Annotated in this window: 16 protein-coding genes; 6 read left to right on the top strand and 10 right to left on the bottom strand. The window is 62.8% G+C overall.

Annotated elements, in window-relative coordinates:
• Nucleotides 1-32: 32 nt before the first annotated feature.
• From GRAN_RS11855 to mtnA, 3 genes are all read right to left on the bottom strand, one after another.
• A complete protein-coding gene (locus GRAN_RS11855; protein WP_241654523.1) occupies nt 33-344 on the bottom strand; it encodes a permease in 312 nt (103 codons plus the stop codon).
• Between the two features lie 2 nt (nt 345-346).
• Entirely contained in the window at nt 347-2,323 is a 1,977-nt protein-coding gene (locus GRAN_RS11850; RefSeq protein WP_128913266.1) for a VWA domain-containing protein, read from the bottom strand.
• A gap of 144 nt (nt 2,324-2,467) precedes the next feature.
• Nucleotides 2,468-3,541, bottom strand: a complete 1,074-nt coding sequence (gene mtnA, locus GRAN_RS11845; RefSeq protein WP_128913265.1) for an S-methyl-5-thioribose-1-phosphate isomerase — start codon at nt 3,539-3,541, stop codon at nt 2,468-2,470.
• Nucleotides 3,542-3,587: 46 nt separating this feature from the next.
• On the opposite strand from mtnA, the gene GRAN_RS27030 reads away from it, so the two are divergent.
• Both GRAN_RS27030 and GRAN_RS11835 read left to right on the top strand, forming a co-directional pair.
• Nucleotides 3,588-3,854: a DUF4160 domain-containing protein gene (locus tag GRAN_RS27030; RefSeq protein ID WP_128913264.1), complete on the top strand. Its 267-nt coding sequence runs from the start codon at nt 3,588-3,590 to the stop codon at nt 3,852-3,854.
• A complete protein-coding gene (locus tag GRAN_RS11835) occupies nt 3,835-4,227 on the top strand; it encodes a DUF2442 domain-containing protein (RefSeq protein ID WP_128913263.1) in 393 nt (130 codons plus the stop codon). The genes GRAN_RS27030 and GRAN_RS11835 overlap by 20 nt, the downstream gene beginning before the upstream one ends.
• On the opposite strand, the gene GRAN_RS11830 is transcribed toward GRAN_RS11835, so the two are convergent.
• The 5 genes from GRAN_RS11830 to GRAN_RS11810 form a co-directional block, all read right to left on the bottom strand.
• Entirely contained in the window at nt 4,224-4,694 is a 471-nt protein-coding gene (locus tag GRAN_RS11830; protein ID WP_128913262.1) for a DoxX family membrane protein, read from the bottom strand. The two genes, GRAN_RS11835 and GRAN_RS11830, sit on opposite strands and share 4 nt — an antisense overlap.
• Complete coding sequence (locus tag GRAN_RS11825; protein ID WP_128913261.1) at nt 4,691-5,398, bottom strand: orotate phosphoribosyltransferase; 708 nt, start codon at nt 5,396-5,398, stop codon at nt 4,691-4,693. Before GRAN_RS11825 ends, GRAN_RS11830 begins: the two co-directional genes overlap by 4 nt.
• A 336-nt stretch (nt 5,399-5,734) precedes the next feature.
• Nucleotides 5,735-5,968, bottom strand: a complete 234-nt coding sequence (locus GRAN_RS11820) for a hypothetical protein (RefSeq protein WP_128913260.1) — start codon at nt 5,966-5,968, stop codon at nt 5,735-5,737.
• A complete protein-coding gene (locus tag GRAN_RS11815; protein WP_128913259.1) occupies nt 5,965-6,282 on the bottom strand; it encodes a hypothetical protein in 318 nt (105 codons plus the stop codon). The genes GRAN_RS11820 and GRAN_RS11815 overlap by 4 nt, the downstream gene beginning before the upstream one ends.
• A gap of 43 nt (nt 6,283-6,325) precedes the next feature.
• The gene (locus tag GRAN_RS11810; protein WP_161570946.1) at nt 6,326-7,213 is read right to left on the bottom strand and encodes a CPBP family intramembrane glutamic endopeptidase; all 888 of its coding nucleotides are present in this window, start codon (nt 7,211-7,213) and stop codon (nt 6,326-6,328) included.
• A 188-nt stretch (nt 7,214-7,401) separates the two neighbouring features.
• Here GRAN_RS11810 and GRAN_RS11805 point away from each other — a divergent pair, with 188 nt between their 5' ends.
• Nucleotides 7,402-8,193 (top strand): hypothetical protein, encoded by a 792-nt coding sequence (locus GRAN_RS11805; protein WP_128913257.1) that lies wholly within the window; start codon nt 7,402-7,404, stop codon nt 8,191-8,193.
• A gap of 13 nt (nt 8,194-8,206) precedes the next feature.
• Here GRAN_RS11805 and uvrA read toward each other — a convergent pair whose 3' ends face one another.
• The gene (gene uvrA / locus GRAN_RS11800; RefSeq protein WP_128913256.1) at nt 8,207-11,347 is read right to left on the bottom strand and encodes an excinuclease ABC subunit UvrA; all 3,141 of its coding nucleotides are present in this window, start codon (nt 11,345-11,347) and stop codon (nt 8,207-8,209) included.
• Between the two features lie 283 nt (nt 11,348-11,630).
• Between uvrA and GRAN_RS25500 the strand changes: the two genes are divergently transcribed.
• Nucleotides 11,631-11,798: a hypothetical protein gene (locus GRAN_RS25500; RefSeq protein ID WP_161570945.1), complete on the top strand. Its 168-nt coding sequence runs from the start codon at nt 11,631-11,633 to the stop codon at nt 11,796-11,798.
• Between the two features lie 28 nt (nt 11,799-11,826).
• On the opposite strand, the gene GRAN_RS11795 is transcribed toward GRAN_RS25500, so the two are convergent.
• Complete coding sequence (locus tag GRAN_RS11795) at nt 11,827-12,780, bottom strand: hypothetical protein (RefSeq protein WP_128913255.1); 954 nt, start codon at nt 12,778-12,780, stop codon at nt 11,827-11,829.
• Nucleotides 12,781-12,886: 106 nt separating this feature from the next.
• Here GRAN_RS11795 and GRAN_RS11790 point away from each other — a divergent pair, with 106 nt between their 5' ends.
• Nucleotides 12,887-13,918 (top strand): hypothetical protein, encoded by a 1,032-nt coding sequence (locus tag GRAN_RS11790; protein ID WP_128913254.1) that lies wholly within the window; start codon nt 12,887-12,889, stop codon nt 13,916-13,918.
• A gap of 153 nt (nt 13,919-14,071) precedes the next feature.
• Nucleotides 14,072-14,722, top strand: coding sequence for a nitroreductase family protein (locus GRAN_RS11785; protein WP_128913253.1), 651 nt, complete (start codon nt 14,072-14,074; stop codon nt 14,720-14,722).
• Nucleotides 14,723-14,734 lie beyond the last annotated feature (12 nt).

Below are 14,734 nucleotides of genomic sequence, written 5' to 3'. Positions count from 1 at the left end.
ATCGAATCGTTACAGAAGTCCCGAACGGGAACTTAGTGGAAGCTGATCCAGTCTGCGTAGGGGTAGATCAGGAGAAAGCCGATCGCTACGAGGGCCATCAGATCCATGTAGATGCAGAGGATCACGCCGCCGTGGTAGAAGTTCCACTGCCGTTGCATGCAGCGAATGGTATCTGCGGTGCCGGCGAGCGCGCCGAGAGCCGGAATGATGATCCATGGGTTCGGCCGGTTGTTGGGAAAGTCAGAGAGCAGGAACGCGATGCCGAGGCTAACGAGCACGAGCGCATTTCCGCGCACCAGGGAACGTGCGCGGAGATGGAGGATGCTCGAGAGATTTCTGTTCACGGCTACTTCGGCAGATCAGTCAGGGTTGGGGCTTTCCGTACGGGTGGAGGAGACTCGACGACGGGAAGATCTTTCACGGAGTCGATCGGGACTTCGACGGCTCCGATACGGTCGGCGGTGAGGTCGCGAACGGCAATGCGGAGAAAGTATTCGCCGTGTGCGGGTACGCTGACGACCTGCTGATACTGCAGGCCGGACTTGAAGATGCTGCGGACGTTCTCAGCCGTTAGCCGTGCGCGGATGCTCTGGCCAATGGTGTTCACCAGGGCGTGGTTCTGGTCGTAGACGAAGACGACGAACTCGAGATTGGTGGCATAGACCCCGGGTGCGGCGACGGTGAGCTTGAGGTCCTGGGGCGCAACGGCGTAGTTGACGCTGTATTTGCGGAACGGTCCCTTCGTATCCACGGGAGGGTTGTTGTTTTCAGTCACGGTTTCGTCGGTTGGAGGGCCGGCGGGGCCAACGAAAGCCTTGATCAGGATCTGTGACGGAACAGGAGTTCCGGGCTTCATCGCGGCGCGGATGCTGCTGAGCTGGGTGTTGGGCGCCAGGGGCGAAGCCGTGAGCTGCTTGCGTCCCTGCTGCGATTTCACGCCGGGCAGATCGGCATAGTACCCACGGCGATAGCTGAGCTGGAGACCCTGGCGTTCGAGCGAGACCTGGATCTTGCGGAAGCTGCCGTCGTAGTCCGTATTGGTGGGCGTGTAGGCGAGGGTGTAATAGCTCGAGCCCGAGGCAATGGCCTGGGTGACGGCGTCGGCTAGGCCGTTGGTGTTGATGAAGGCCTGACCGCCGGTGTCGGACGCCATCTGGCGCATGGTGGTCTGCTCATCGCTGATGCTGGCTACGGCTTTCGCCGTGTCCTTGGCGAAGGCAGTCGGCGAGTTGGAGTAGCGGGAGCCACTCTCCGAGACGTCGCCGGTGGTCGGCGTCTGGATTCCCCGGACGTCGACGGGATAGACAGCGACCTGGCTGCGCGCGAGCAGGTTGGTGGTATCGCGGAAGAGATCCTGCAGGTCTGCCGCTGCAGCAAACGGTTTCGGCTGGTCACCATCCGGAAGAATGCTGAGGGGGAAGGAGCCGGAGAACCAGATGAGGTTCTTGCGGCCGGATAGACCGGAGAGATAGCGGGCGAGATCGTTCATCGCCTCAAGCGTGTATCGCACACGAAGCTGCGTCTGCGAACTCTGCGCCTGCACTTCGAACTGCTGCACGTCCGCCAGGACTCCCGGAGGAACGGCGGAGGATGGACCGCCCGCGATCTTCGGAGCGGTCGCGGATGCCTGCTCCATGGAGGCTGAAAGCGATCCGGCGCCTCCGGGGTTGGCCTCGCCGAGGAGAGGAGACTGCCGGGCGGTGGCCCTCTTGCTTTCGAGCGCAGCCAGAAGCACCTTGGGGTCCGAAGTGAAGCCCTGGAGATAGAGGAGATGCGTATTCAGTCCGAAGATCGCAACCCTAGTTCCCGGCTTCATGTTCCGAACGAAGGAGACGAGCTGATCATGCAGAAAGGGCTGGCTCGCCAAGGGGGTGTTGAGCCGGTCGAGCAGAAGGATGTTCAGGGGACCGTCCGCCGGTGCGGATTCGAAGTTGGTGAAGACGCCAGGAGGCACCACAGGGAGCGGCTCAGCGGCTTTTGCGGTCTGCGGCGTATGCTCGTCCGCGCTTTTGAGTGATTGCGGGACGCCCCCATCTCGAACCTGGAAGTCGGAGAGCTTCAGGCCGTGGACAGGGTTGTGACTCTTGTCGGTGACGATGACGTCGAGCACGACGAGGTTCGAGCGAGCCTGGATGGTGTTGGCTGCGTCGGCAGGCGGGGTGGCCGGCGTTGCAGGCTTCTCCGAGGAGGATGGGGCCGCAGGCAGGGCGGTGGGAACCGGAGCGGCCGTCTGGACGGGGGTTTGGGCGGGAGGTTGGGCAGGAGCTTGCGCGAAAAGGGGTGCGGCGAGGAGGAACGGGAGGAACGCGGGACTAAGCTTCATGAGATCTCCGGCCAATTCGAACTGGCGCGCTCCTGCGTATCTGGAGTCTAGCCGAATGAGGTATGAGGAGAGCCGACCGGTTTGAGCGGGCGGAAATGTGTGCCGGGCATTGTTGGCCGGCTCTCCGGGTTTGTGAGGGGTGAGTTATGCCTTGGCGAGAATGCGTTCGGGCTCAGGCATCTCGGCCATCTGGCGGATGGACTCGTGGAACGGCGCGCGCAGGACACCGCGCTCGGTGATGATCGCGGTGATGTACTTTGCGGGGGTGACGTCGAAGGCAGGATTCTCGATGGCGACGCCGTGCGGGGTCATCTGCTTGCCGTTCGAGTGGGTGACCTCGGAGGCGGCGCGCTGCTCGATAGGAATGCCTTCGCCGGTCGCGGTGGCGAGGTCGATCGTGGCCCAGGGTGCCGCGACGTAGAACGGGATGCCGTGCTCCTTCGCCAGGATCGAGACGCCATAGGTGCCGATCTTGTTGGCGGTATCGCCGTTAGCCGCAATGCGGTCGGCCCCGACGATGACGGCCTGGATGCGGCCCTTGCTCATGAGGTGAGCGGACATGTTGTCGCAGAGAACGGTGGTCGGGATGTTGTCCTTCATGAGCTCCCATGCGGTCAGGCGGGCACCTTGCAGGAAGGGACGGGTCTCGTCGGCGAAGACGTCGATCTTGTGGCCGCGCTCGATGGCGGCACGGATGACTCCGAGGGCCGAGCCATAACCGCAGGTGGCGAGCGCTCCGGCATTGCAGTGGGTGAGAACGGTGCCCTCCTTGGGAAGGAGGTCTGCGCCGAACTGGCCCATCTGCTTGCAGGCGGCGATGTCCTCGTCGTACATGAGGCGAGCCTCGGCGACGACGGCTTCCTTGATTTCGGGGATCGAGGTCCCGGAGGCGGCGAGATTGTTGTAGAGGTCGCGGATCTTGCCGATGCCCCAGAAGAGGTTCACGGCCGTGGGGCGGGTGGCGGCGAGGGTGTCACAGATGATGACGACTTCGGCGTTCAGCGCGGGGATCGTGGTCGCCTCGCTGCGGAGGATGCCGATGGCAACGCCCATGGCAGCGGAGACGCCGATGGCGGGAGCTCCGCGGACGATCATGTCGCGAATGACGGTGGCGACCTGCTTGTAGTCGGTTGCGAGGACGTACGTCTCTTCGAGGGGAAGCTTGGTCTGATCGAGGAAATTAACGCCGGTAGGGAGCCATTCGAGGGTGGGAATCATGTCGTTGTTAGTTTATCGCGGATGGGGAACGGAGTAGGATTTCGGCATGGGGTCGGTCAGGTTCGATGGGATCGTCTTCTTCGTGTTCACGCGAGATCGTGCACCGCCGCATGTGCATGCCTACTATGGAGACCTGACGGTGATCCTCGAACTACGGGAAGAGGGCGGAGTCTGGATTGCGGATCGATCGGATGCTTTGGAGCCGCGAGACCCTAAGAAGAATGAAGTGCGTCGGGTGCTTCGCTGCGCACGGGCAAACGAAGAAGCGCTTCGAGAACTGTGGAGGAGAACGCATGAATCGTCCAATGACTGACGCGGAGCTTGAGGCTCCTCTCGATGCAGAGACGGAGGCACAGATCGATGCTGCCCTTGCGAATGCGCGGGATCATGACGATGAAGCGGTTGCTCTTTCAGCGACCTTCGATGTGCGGACAAGGATGCTTCTACTCGAGTTGAAGACCGGACAGCGGATCGCAATCCCACAGGAAGACCTGCAAGGGATCAGCGATGTCGATCCCTCGCAGCTTACTGACGTCGAAATTCTTGGCCCAGGCACCGCCATCCATTTCGAGAAAGTGATGGAAGGGTTTCTGGTGGACTCGTTGCGGGCCGGAATCTACGGGAGTCAGCGCTGGATGGATGGATTGGCACAGCGCAGAAGGGAACGGCTGCAGCGGGCGAGTTAGCGACGCCCTATGGGGATGGCCCAGCGCTCGTCGGCTCTTCCGATGAGAAATGTCAGAAAGCAGAGAGCCAGAGGCAGGTGGGACAAGGAAGCTCCGAGGTACTGCCACGGGGCGGGGTGGGGGCCGGGATAGTCGGAGGCGAAGAGAAAGAGGAGCATCATCGCCAGTCCGCCGAGGCTGGCCCAACGGACCATCACGCCGAAGACCAGGCTCAGGCCGATGAGGAGTTCGGTAGCAGCTACGATGGCTCCCCAGAACGTCGCCCACGGCAGGATGATGTGTTGCAGGAACGGGCGGATGAACGGGTAGGAGCCCCCGGCGAGGAAGCCTCGGATATATCCCGCCATGCCGGTGCGGATGAAGTGCGTGTTCACCAGCTTGTACTCGGCGAAGAAGAGGAACAGGATGCCGATGGTGATGCGGAGGAAGGCGAGAGCGCTTCCCTGCTGGCCGCCGCCGCCCTTCAACGGGATTCCTTGAGAGCGATATGGGCGGCACGGACGTCCGACGCGGTGAAGACGGGGATGAACGGAATTTCGGTGTCGTCGTCGGTGGGGATTTCGGCGAGGGCCTGCTCGATGTGGAGGCGTCCCCCCTGCTCGCGGTCGACCAGGCAGAGGACGGCGGCTACCTTCATGCCGGCGGCACGGGTGGCTTCGATGGCGAGGATGGTGGATCCGCCGGTGGTGCAGACGTCGTCGACGATGACGACCTGGGCGTCGGGCTTGAGGAAGCCCTCGAGGCGGCGGCCGGTGCCGTGGGTCTTCTCGGCCTTGCGGACGAGGAAGCCGTGGATGAGGTTGGGCGGCAGGCCGAGGGCGTCGGGGTCGTTGGGGTCCTCGTGGGCGTCCTCGGGGAAGATGGCGGCGATCTCCTTATACTCGGAGAGGGCCCAGGCGCTTGCGGTGCTGGTCGCCGTGACGAGCGGGTCCGCACCCATGGTGAGGCCGCCGACAGCTTCGGCCTCGGGCGCGTGCTTCTGGATGAGATCGAGGAAGAGGAGGCCAGCGAGGCGTCCGCCCTCGGCGTGCAGCGTGGTGATGCGGCAGTCGATGTAGTAGTCGGACTTTTGGCCGCTCGCGAGGGTGAAGTCGCCGAGCTTGAAGGAGTGGGTCGCGATGAGGTCGAGGAGGGCTTTGCGATTGGCTTGATGCTGTTCGGTCGGGGTCATGTCGCTGGACCGATTCTAGTGGATGTACCCCCACCCCCGGCAAAAAGTCGCAAAGTCTTCAAGGATATGGGGTTAGGTCTGGACTTCGCGGCTTCGGGTCAAATTCAAGGGGGGGCGGAGCGGGGAATTTGTCAAGCGAGGCTAGTTTCCGGGGAGGCTTGCCGAGTTCCGATTTCTCATCTGGGCGAGGTTTTCGGCGATCTCAGTGTGGTCGGCTTCGACCTTCTCCAAAGTTTTGTCGAGTGAGCCGTTCAGCTGGACAAAAGAAGTGTGAGGACGGCCGGCTCCTCGTGCGAGGAGGATTCGAACAGGCGCACGCACAACTGCACGGCTCCGTTAGTCGGAATCATGATGATCGGGTGGGGCGAGGCGGTGACGCTTTGCTGGCGGCTTCGCGGCCTGAGCGGCGCTCTTGCTGAATTCGATGAGGGCTTCGACGCGGATGAGCCGGTGATTCAGACCGTGGACGTCGTCGGAGAGACGGCTGACGCGCTCGTCGAGGCGTTTGAGGTTCTCGGTCGCAAGCAGAAGCTGCTTCGCGGTGCTCAGGAAGTTTTCAGCGAGACTCAACGCAGGTCCAGCGCTTTCAGTTCGAGGTGCAGCTTATCGAGCTTCGCGTTCGTGTGGTTCATTGAGTCGTTGACGGTTTTCAGGGCGTCCTGCAGGATGCTGAGTCCGGATAGCAGCATCTTCTCCTCTTCTTCCTTGCGGATGCGGGCTTCGAGGCTCTCGTAGGAGTCGAGGGAGCGGCGGATGATCTCGCCAGACGAGACCTCTTCCTGAGCGGCCAGGGCTTCGAGCTTCTTGCGGTCGCTGGCACGGAGGAGAACCACGGTGCGGGAGGTGGCGCGGTTGCTTGCGGGGCTCTTGGGAGCGGTAGCCATGTGCGTACAATAGCACATGTGCATAGTATGTGCATAACCCCGCCTACCGGGTCATCTTGTCCAGATGCTGGTACCCGCCGGTGACGACGAATGCGGTCAGGAAGACGCAAAAATTGTAGCTGGCGTGCAGCAACGCGGAGCAGGCTACCGACTGCGTCCGGACGCGCACGAAGGTAAAGAGGAACGAGACGCAGAGGAGGACGGCGACGGCGGCCCAGGTATGCGCTAACTGGGCCGCGTGAAGCCAGGCGAAGAAGATGCTCGTGAGGAAGCCGGAGAAGAAGAAGGCGGGCGTGGAAAGGGTCGTCGTCGAGCGCCAGAGGAGGACCGCTTCGGGGGTGCGCGGGAGGCTGAGCCAGTCGTAGGCGATAGCGAAGGCCGGGAAGAGGAAGCCGCGGAAGAAGATCTCTTCGACCACCGGGGCGAGGAGGGTGCCGAAAGCGGTGATGAGCCAGACATCGGCGCGCGTCTTGAAGAAGTCGTCCATCGGCATGGACTTGGGCATGGTGATGAGGCTCGTAATGGCCTGAACCCCCCACGATAGGACTAGGCCAAGGGGGATGATTTTCCACGCGAGCTTCTTCGCTTTGGGCGCATTCCACTGGATGCCCTCCGCGAATCCGCGCTGCCACAACATGGGGAAGATGATCCAGGCGGCGAGGAGCGTAGCGAGGTAGAGCGAGGCCTGCACCGCGAGGATGCACTTTGGGTTGCGCAGGACCGAGGCCATCACCTCGGGATTGTGATACGCCCCGCTAATGACCAAGAGCAGCCCCTGCGAGAGAACGAGAGCCACGAACGCGATGAGAAAGAGCAGGAGGGCGTGGCCGATGTGCGGGATGCGCGGCGGGGCTTCTCCCTCGACGGGGACAGGCGACGGCGGCTCGTAGGTACCCTGTTCGACCGGAACCAGGGGGGGGAGTGAACTCATCTGCTGTATGCCTTGCCTTAGGGCTCTTGCCTCGCCGCGAAGATGGTGGTCCTCGCGAAGGCGGTACATCCCTCAACCACTCTACAACCTTCAACTTTGCCATACGCCGCGCGCGGATCAGTGCTAGCATTCGTCATTCCCGGACACAGGTCTCAGACACATCTCATAGAGCTTTCTGGAGGCTTCCCTTGCGTCGATTCACCCTGTGCTTTCTTGCCTTCCTCTCCGTAGCCGCTCTGGCGCAGTCCGCACTGACCCCCGATGGCGTGATCAAACTGACGAAGGCGGGGCTTGACGATGACGCTGTGATCGCGGCGGTCAACGCTCAGCCGAACGCGACTCCCTTGACGCCAGACGATATGGTGGCGCTGAAGACGGCAGGCGTGTCGAGCAAAGTGATCGCGGCCATGATCACGAAGGCCACCTCGTCGGCCGCTGTCGCCGCTCCCTCTGCACCGCCCGCCGCGGCTTCGGATGCGTCGTCTCTCGCCACAGTGGATGAAGTAGGCGTGTATTACAAGGCGCAAAGCGGCAAGTGGGTCGAGATGGAACCCGAAATCGTCAATTACAAGTCAGGTGGCGTCCTGAAACGGATCGCGACCGACGGCATTGTCAAGGGCGATCGAAACGGCCACATCAATGGCGATTCGGCGAAGCTTGCAGTAGCAAAGCCAGTGGATTTCCTGCTTTATGTCCCGGAAGGCACGGCTCCGAACGAGTACGTCCTGCTGAGACTGAGGCCGAGCAACGGGAAGAGCCGCGAGTTTCGCTCGCAGACGGGCGGCGTCTTTCACGACTCTACCGGCGCGACCCGCGATGAAATCGACTTTACCGCGACCAAGGTTGCGCCGCGAAAGTACCAGATTCGTATACCCGCCGACTCGAAGGCTGGACAATACGGCATCCTGCCTCCGGGCGCGATCACCTCGGCGAATGCGGCGAGTGGCGGAAAGATCTACACCTTCAAGGTACTCGAGTAAAGGAAGCCTCTCGTCACTTCGCGGCGCGTTTCGACGGTGCCTTGGCGGCCTTCTTCGCGGGCGTCGCGATGGCTTTCTTCGCCGGCACCTTTGTCGCCGTTCGCGACTTTGACACTGGTTTTTCCATCACTGTCCCGCCGGCTTTCGTGGTGGGACGGCCGGTCTTCTTTTCGGGCGCGACGAACTTCGGCCTGAGGCTCTTATCCCGGTCGGCGGCGGCCAGAATTCCTGAGGGCTGGGCTCCAGCGTTTGCGAGGCTGGGTACGACGCGCGCGGCTCCGGGGCGGCTGTTGAAGTGCTGGGCGAGGAACTGGCCCGTGTACGAGGCGGCAACCGTGGCAATCTGCTCGGGGGTGCCGTGAGCGACGACCGTACCGCCGCCTTCTCCACCCTCGGGGCCCATGTCGAGGATGTAGTCAGCGTTGCGGATGATGTCGAGGTTGTGCTCGATGATCATGACGGTGTTGCCGAGATCGGTGAGCCGGTGAAGTACCTCAAGAAGCTTGCGGACGTCGTCGAAGTGGAGGCCCGTGGTGGGCTCGTCGAGCAGGTAGAGGGTGCGTCCGGTCTGGCGCTTGGAGAGCTCGCGGGCCAGCTTCATGCGCTGGGCTTCGCCGCCGGAAAGCGTCGTCGCGGACTGGCCGAGGTGGATGTAGCCGAGGCCTACGTCGACCAGCGTTTGCAGCTTGATGTGGACGGCGGGGATGTCCTTGAGGATGGGGACGGCGTCTTCGATGGGCAGGTCGAGGAGGTCGGCGATGGAGTAGCCGTTGAATTTGACCGAGAGGGTTTCCTGGTTGTATCGGCGGCCGTTGCAGACTTCGCACAGGACGTAGACATCCGGCAGGAAGTTCATCTCGATGCGCCGCTGGCCCTCGCCCTGGCAGGCCTCGCAGCGTCCGCCCTGGACGTTGAAGGAGAAGCGCCCGGGCTTGTAGCCGCGCTCGCGTGACTCGGGCAGCATGGCGAAGAGGTCGCGGATGGCAGTGAAGACGCCGGTGTACGTGGCAGGATTCGAACGTGGTGTTCGTCCGATGGGCGACTGGTCGATCTGGATGACCTTGTCGAGCTGGTCGATGCCGATGACGCGGCCGTGCTTGCCGGGCTCTTCGCGGGAGCCGTAGAGCTCTTTCGCGAGAGAGCGGTAGAGGATGTCGTTGACGAGGGTGGATTTGCCCGAGCCGGAGACGCCGGTGATGACCGTCATGACGCCCAGTGGGAAATGGGCGGTGACGTTCTTGAGGTTGTGCGAGACGGCGTTTTCTACCGTGAGCCAGGCTCCGGTAAGGGGGCGCGGCTCGGTGCGGGCGACGATCTCGATCTTGCCGGCGAGGTACTGGCCCGTCACGGACTTTGGGTTCGCCATGATCTCGGCGGGCGTGCCGTCAGCCATGATGACGCCGCCGTTCTTCCCTGCCCCGGGGCCGATATCGAGGATGTAGTCGGCCTTGCGCATGGTGTCTTCGTCGTGCTCGACGACGAGGACGGTGTTGCCGAGGTCGCGGAGGCTCTCGAGCGCGGTGATGAGGCGCTTGTTGTCGCGCTGGTGGAGCCCGATGGAGGGCTCGTCGAGGACGTAGAGGACGCCGCGCAGGCGGGAGCCGATCTGGGTGGCGAGGCGGATGCGCTGGCCTTCGCCGCCGGAGAGGGTGGCCGCGGAGCGGTTGAGCGACAGATAGCCGAGGCCGACATCGACGAGGAATTCCAGGCGTTCGATAATCTCGCGCTGGAGCCGGTCGGCGATGATGCGGTCGCGACCGATGAAATTCATCTGGCGTGCGCCTTCGAGGGCGCGGTCGAGCGAGAGATTGGTGAAATCGGCGATCGATGGGGATGCGTCGGCGATGGGAATGGTAACGGCGAGCGACTCCGGCCTCAGGCGGCGACCCTCGCAGCGGGGGCATGTGGTCGCCGACATGAATTGCATCATGTACTCGCGGTAGCCCTCGGATTTGGTCTCTTCAAGGTTCGAGCGGAGGTAGGCGAAGATGCCGTGGAAGCCGGTGCGTCCGGCCTCGCTCCTTGGTGGGCCGTAGAGGAGGATGTTCTGCTGGGCCTGGGTGAGATCGGCGAAGGGCTGCTTGAGGTTGATCTTGTACTTTTCGGCGGCAAGCTTGATAAGGCGCAGGAGGTACTGCGAGGCCGAGCCTGGACCCATGGCTCCGTCGAGGAGTGGGCGGGACCAGTCGGCGATGGTCTTGGCGGGGTCGAAGTCGTAGATGGAGCCGAGGCCGTGGCACTCGGGGCAGGCACCGTAGTTGGAGTTGAAGGAGAAGCTGCGTGGCTCGAGCTTGGGGACGTTGATGCCGCAGTCCGGGCAGGCCATCGAGGATGAGTAGAGGGTCTCGTCGAGCAGGCGGGCCGGGTTCTGGATGCCGATGAGGACCAGGCCGTTCGCCATCTGCAGGGCCTTGGCAACGGAGGTCTCGAGGCGGCGGGTGTCATACTTCGGCCGGGGAGCCTCGCCGTCCGGGGTGGCAAGGGCGGAGTTGGCGTTGTCGGGCGTCTGGTCGGGGAGCGGCTTGAGGATGATGCGGTCGACGATGGCTTCGATGGTGTGGTTCTTGCGCTTTTCCAGGCGCATGCCGTCGGTCAGTTCGACCATCTCGCCGTCGATGCGGGCGCGGAAGCCCTGCTGGTCGAGCGCTTCAAGCTCCTCGCGGAACTCTCCCTTGCGTCCACGGACGATGGGGGCGAAGACGGTGATGCGTTCGCCGGGGGCGAGCTGGACGATGCGCTCGACGATCTGGTCGGCTGACTGGCGCGAGATCGGGCGTCCGCAGTTGGGGCAGTGCGGCTGGCCGACGCTGGCGTAGAGGAGCCGGAGGTAGTCGTAGATCTCCGTGATGGTGCCGACGGTGGAGCGAGGGGAACGGCTTGTGGTTTTCTGCTCGATCGAGATGGCGGGCGAGAGGCCGTCGATGGCGTCGACGTCGGGGCGCTCCATCTGGTCGAGAAACTGGCGGGCGTAAGCGCTCAGCGTTTCGACATAGCGTCTTTGCCCTTCCGCATAAATGGTGTCGAAGGCAAGCGAGGATTTTCCGGAGCCCGAGAGGCCGGTGATGACCGTGAGGGTGTTGCGTGGAATGCTGACGCTGACGTTCTTGAGGTTATGCTGTCGCGCGCCGCGGACGGTGATGTGTGTAATGCCCATGGGTTCACAAGGCGTTCGAACCGAACAGAACGCCAAGTCTCTAGGATACGGCATTTGTTCGCTGCGGACAGCCGCTCCCCGCCCGCCCCGCAGACGCTGCCCACGAGATATGGCGTTATCGAAAAAGTGACGTATTCACATCCGCAACAGCTTGTGGGGCTATCTGCAACGAAAGGGTCATCACGAAAGTAACGCTTCCTGCGACAATGGAGATGTTGTCAGGCGACTGAAGAAGGCACAGTCTGCATCAATCTAGGGGTAAGGGTGGTTCGAGGAGATGTCCGTGGGCGTTACGATTTTGCTGGCATGTGCTGTACTCGCGTCGCTGACCGCAGGGGTGCTGGTCGCGTACGGGATTTGCATCCTGATGTTCAAGGCATTCCGTATTCATGCGATGCAGGTTGCTGAAACGCGCCGTAGCCTGGCTACGAGGCGCGCGCTCGAGAGCTAACCGAGCTGAACGGCCTGAGCGGACCGCCCTATTCCGGGACCGGAGTCTGCTGTGATCTCAACCGCTGAAGCTGCTCATAAATCTGTTGTGGGGTCGCAGCGGCCGGTGAGCGCGTTGCATCCGGCTGATCCTCAGGAGCCGCGCTCGGCGCAGGATCGGTGGCCGGCTGGGCTGTGACGTCTGGGGGCGTTTCCCCGGCAGGGGTAAAGGCTCCGGGAGTCTGTCCAATATCGGCGCCGCCGTCGATCGGGGTTCCGGTCTGCCCGCCATTCGAAGTTGGAAGAGGCCCAAGGCCGCTGGGAGCGAGCGAGCGGCGAGGCTGTCCCATTCTTCCTCCCGGCGGATGCTGTGGCGGCCCATCATTGGCCTGTTGCGGTAAATCGCGGGCCGGATCGTCATCCCCGGGAACGCCATTTGGATTCGGTGGCGTAGGCTCCCCCTTGCGGGGCGTGAGAATCAACTCGGCCGGTCCGGCGGCTGCGTTCTGAACGATCAGCACATTGCTCGAAGTTCCGTCGAGAAGAGAGGTCAGGACCGCCGACGCGGGTGCGGGCCCGTAGGTGCCGAAGACGCGGTCCTCGGCCACTCCGCCCGTGATCTTCATGCCGGTCAGGCGGCTCACCTCGCGCAGAATCTGGTTCAAGCTGGAGTTGTTGGCGCTGATGTGGAGCAGGCCGCCCGTGTAGTCCACGTCGGCTTTGTGCGAGGTCGTGGGGGCAGCGACGGGGCCCGCGGTTCCAGTGGAGAGAATCTGCACCCCAGTTGGCGCATTGACGGGCAGCGAGGATGCATTCTGTGCCCAAGCCGCTCCCATCCCCAGCCCGGAGAGCGGGAGTCCGGCGAGCAGGAAAACGGCACGCGTTGGGAAGAAGTGGCGCATGGCTAAGAATAGGACGCGCGGCACGCAGAAGGGTTCGTTCGCCGTCGTGAACTTTAGTGTAGTCCCGTTCCGGCGCGTCTGGCACTTCTGACGAACGCTCAATCCGTCCAGTTTTCGACTAGACTGTCTCAGGTTCGCTTCTTCTTCGGGGAAGCGGGAGCCAACGTTTCAAGGGCCAGGGTGCTCGAACGAAATGATGAGGAACCGGATGGCGAGTTGTCGCAGCTTCGGAGTGAAGGCAGGAACAGGGTTGATCGCCATGACACTCTTTTCCGGGGCGGCGCGCGCGGAGTTGTGTACGACGCAGTCGCAGATGTCCACGGCGGACCGTGATCAGCTTGCGGGTGCGGCTCGGAGTCTCTCGCTCAAGCTGGAGGCGGGCGATGCGAACGGCGTGCAGGCCGTGACGGTGCCCGAGTATGTGAAGGACTTCAGCGGGATCGCCTATGTGGTGACCAATACCGCGCCAAAGATCAAGAATGCCCCGCCAACCGTCGACCAGATCTACCTGCTCGACGCCTCGGCGATCAAGAAGCAGGCGGACGGCAGCGTTCCGGATGCGCAGTTCTTCTGCTCGTTGAACCGTTCGCCGATGGAGACTGATTTTGTGATCCCGGGACTCCCCCCGGGGAAATACGGCTTCGCGATGGTGAACTTCCCCGCGCATCCGGTCCCATGGCGGATCTCGATCCTGTTTCGTCAGGAGGGTGGCCAGTGGCTGCTCGCGGGGCTCTATCCCCAGGCGCAGACGGCAGCGGGCCATGACGGCCTCTGGTACTGGAAGGGCGCGCGCGATCTGAGTGCCGAGAAGCAGCCCTGGAGCGCATGGCTCTACTATCAGCAGGCGCAAAGCCTTCTCCGTCCGGCTGGCTTCGTGCAAAGCACCCACCTGGAAAAGCTGCGCACCGAGCAGGGCAAAGCCGCTCCGCCGGTACTCTCCGATGGCATCGGTCCGGACACGCCGCTTGTGGTCAAGGGACCGGACGGCACGGAGTACCGGTTCACCTCGCTCGATACCGACGATTCGCTCGCGAAGGACAAGGTCGACATCGCCGTCCACCTTAAGGCAGAGGCTATCGCCGACCCGGCAGCCGCGCGCAAACGGAATGTGGCGGCGATGACCGCCCTGCTGACGGTTTATCCCGAGTTGCGCAAGCCCTTCCACGGCGTCTGGGTCTTCGCCGACACCGGCGGCCAGGGTCCTTTCGCCACCGAACAGGCAATGTCTGAGATACCTTAGGGTATCGCTTCAGCGCTACTCTTTCCCCGGCCCCTGCTTTCATGCTGCGATGAGCGGAACAGGCTTCTGTGTACAGGATGGTAGAGCGTTACCATCCTCTGATCCACCCAGGAACAAATGATGCGTCCCACATGAGAGACGAGAGAGGCACCCATGTCCAAGAGCCTGAAAACGCTGAGTGAGGCAATCCATGGCCGGCGGGCAACGCCGAGCTTTGATGGCGCCCCACTTCCTCCCGAAGACCTGAAGACCATCCTCCAGGCCGGGCTTGCCGCCCCAAGCGGATACAACGTGCAGCCTTGGCGCTTCATCGTCGTCCAGACGCCGGACCATAAGAGGCGTCTTCGCGCTGCCAGCTACAACCAGGCGAAGGTGGAAGAGGCCTCGGCGGTTATCGTGGCGTGCGGCGACGCGGATGGCTGGCGTCGCGACCTCGATCTCATGCTGCAGCAGGGGCGCGAGGGAGGCATGCCGGAGAGCTATGCCGCCCAGGCAAAGTCAAGCGTGCAGAGCTTCTTGACCAGCTTTTCAAGCGACGAGATGAAGGGCTGGCTCAACAAGCAGGTGATGCTGGCCTTCACCCACATGCTCCTGATGGCCGAAGTCCTTGGCTACGATACGGCTCCCATGGAAGGCTTCGAGCAGGACAAAGTTCACGAGACGCTTCGTCTTCCCCTCAGTTACCACGTCGTGGCGCTGCTCGCAATCGGCACGCTCAAGGGAGCGGACAAATATGATGGGGGCCGCTATGACATGGGCCACACCGTCTTCACGGAAGAATACGGCAAGCCCTTCCGCCTGTAGCATCCAAGGCTC

The sequence above is a fragment of the Granulicella sibirica genome (assembly GCF_004115155.1).
Classification (GTDB): domain Bacteria; phylum Acidobacteriota; class Terriglobia; order Terriglobales; family Acidobacteriaceae; genus Edaphobacter; species Edaphobacter sibiricus.
This window is presented reverse-complemented; position numbering and strand designations above follow the sequence as displayed.

What these genes read in the sequence shown, in the direction of transcription:
- GRAN_RS11850 (WP_128913266.1), bottom strand. Translation starts at nt 2,323, where the DNA reads ATGAAGCTTAGTCCCGCGTTCCTCCCGTTCCTCCTCGCCGCACCCCTT.
- mtnA (WP_128913265.1), bottom strand. Translation starts at nt 3,541, where the DNA reads ATGATTCCCACCCTCGAATGGCTCCCTACCGGCGTTAATTTCCTCGAT.
- GRAN_RS27030 (WP_128913264.1), top strand. Translation starts at nt 3,588, where the DNA reads ATGGGGTCGGTCAGGTTCGATGGGATCGTCTTCTTCGTGTTCACGCGA.
- GRAN_RS11835 (WP_128913263.1), top strand. Translation starts at nt 3,835, where the DNA reads ATGAATCGTCCAATGACTGACGCGGAGCTTGAGGCTCCTCTCGATGCA.
- GRAN_RS11825 (WP_128913261.1), bottom strand. Translation starts at nt 5,398, where the DNA reads ATGACCCCGACCGAACAGCATCAAGCCAATCGCAAAGCCCTCCTCGAC.
- GRAN_RS11815 (WP_128913259.1), bottom strand. Translation starts at nt 6,282, where the DNA reads ATGGCTACCGCTCCCAAGAGCCCCGCAAGCAACCGCGCCACCTCCCGC.
- GRAN_RS11810 (WP_161570946.1), bottom strand. Translation starts at nt 7,213, where the DNA reads ATGAGTTCACTCCCCCCCCTGGTTCCGGTCGAACAGGGTACCTACGAG.
- uvrA (WP_128913256.1), bottom strand. Translation starts at nt 11,347, where the DNA reads ATGGGCATTACACACATCACCGTCCGCGGCGCGCGACAGCATAACCTC.
- GRAN_RS11790 (WP_128913254.1), top strand. Translation starts at nt 12,887, where the DNA reads ATGGCGAGTTGTCGCAGCTTCGGAGTGAAGGCAGGAACAGGGTTGATC.
- GRAN_RS11785 (WP_128913253.1), top strand. Translation starts at nt 14,072, where the DNA reads ATGTCCAAGAGCCTGAAAACGCTGAGTGAGGCAATCCATGGCCGGCGG.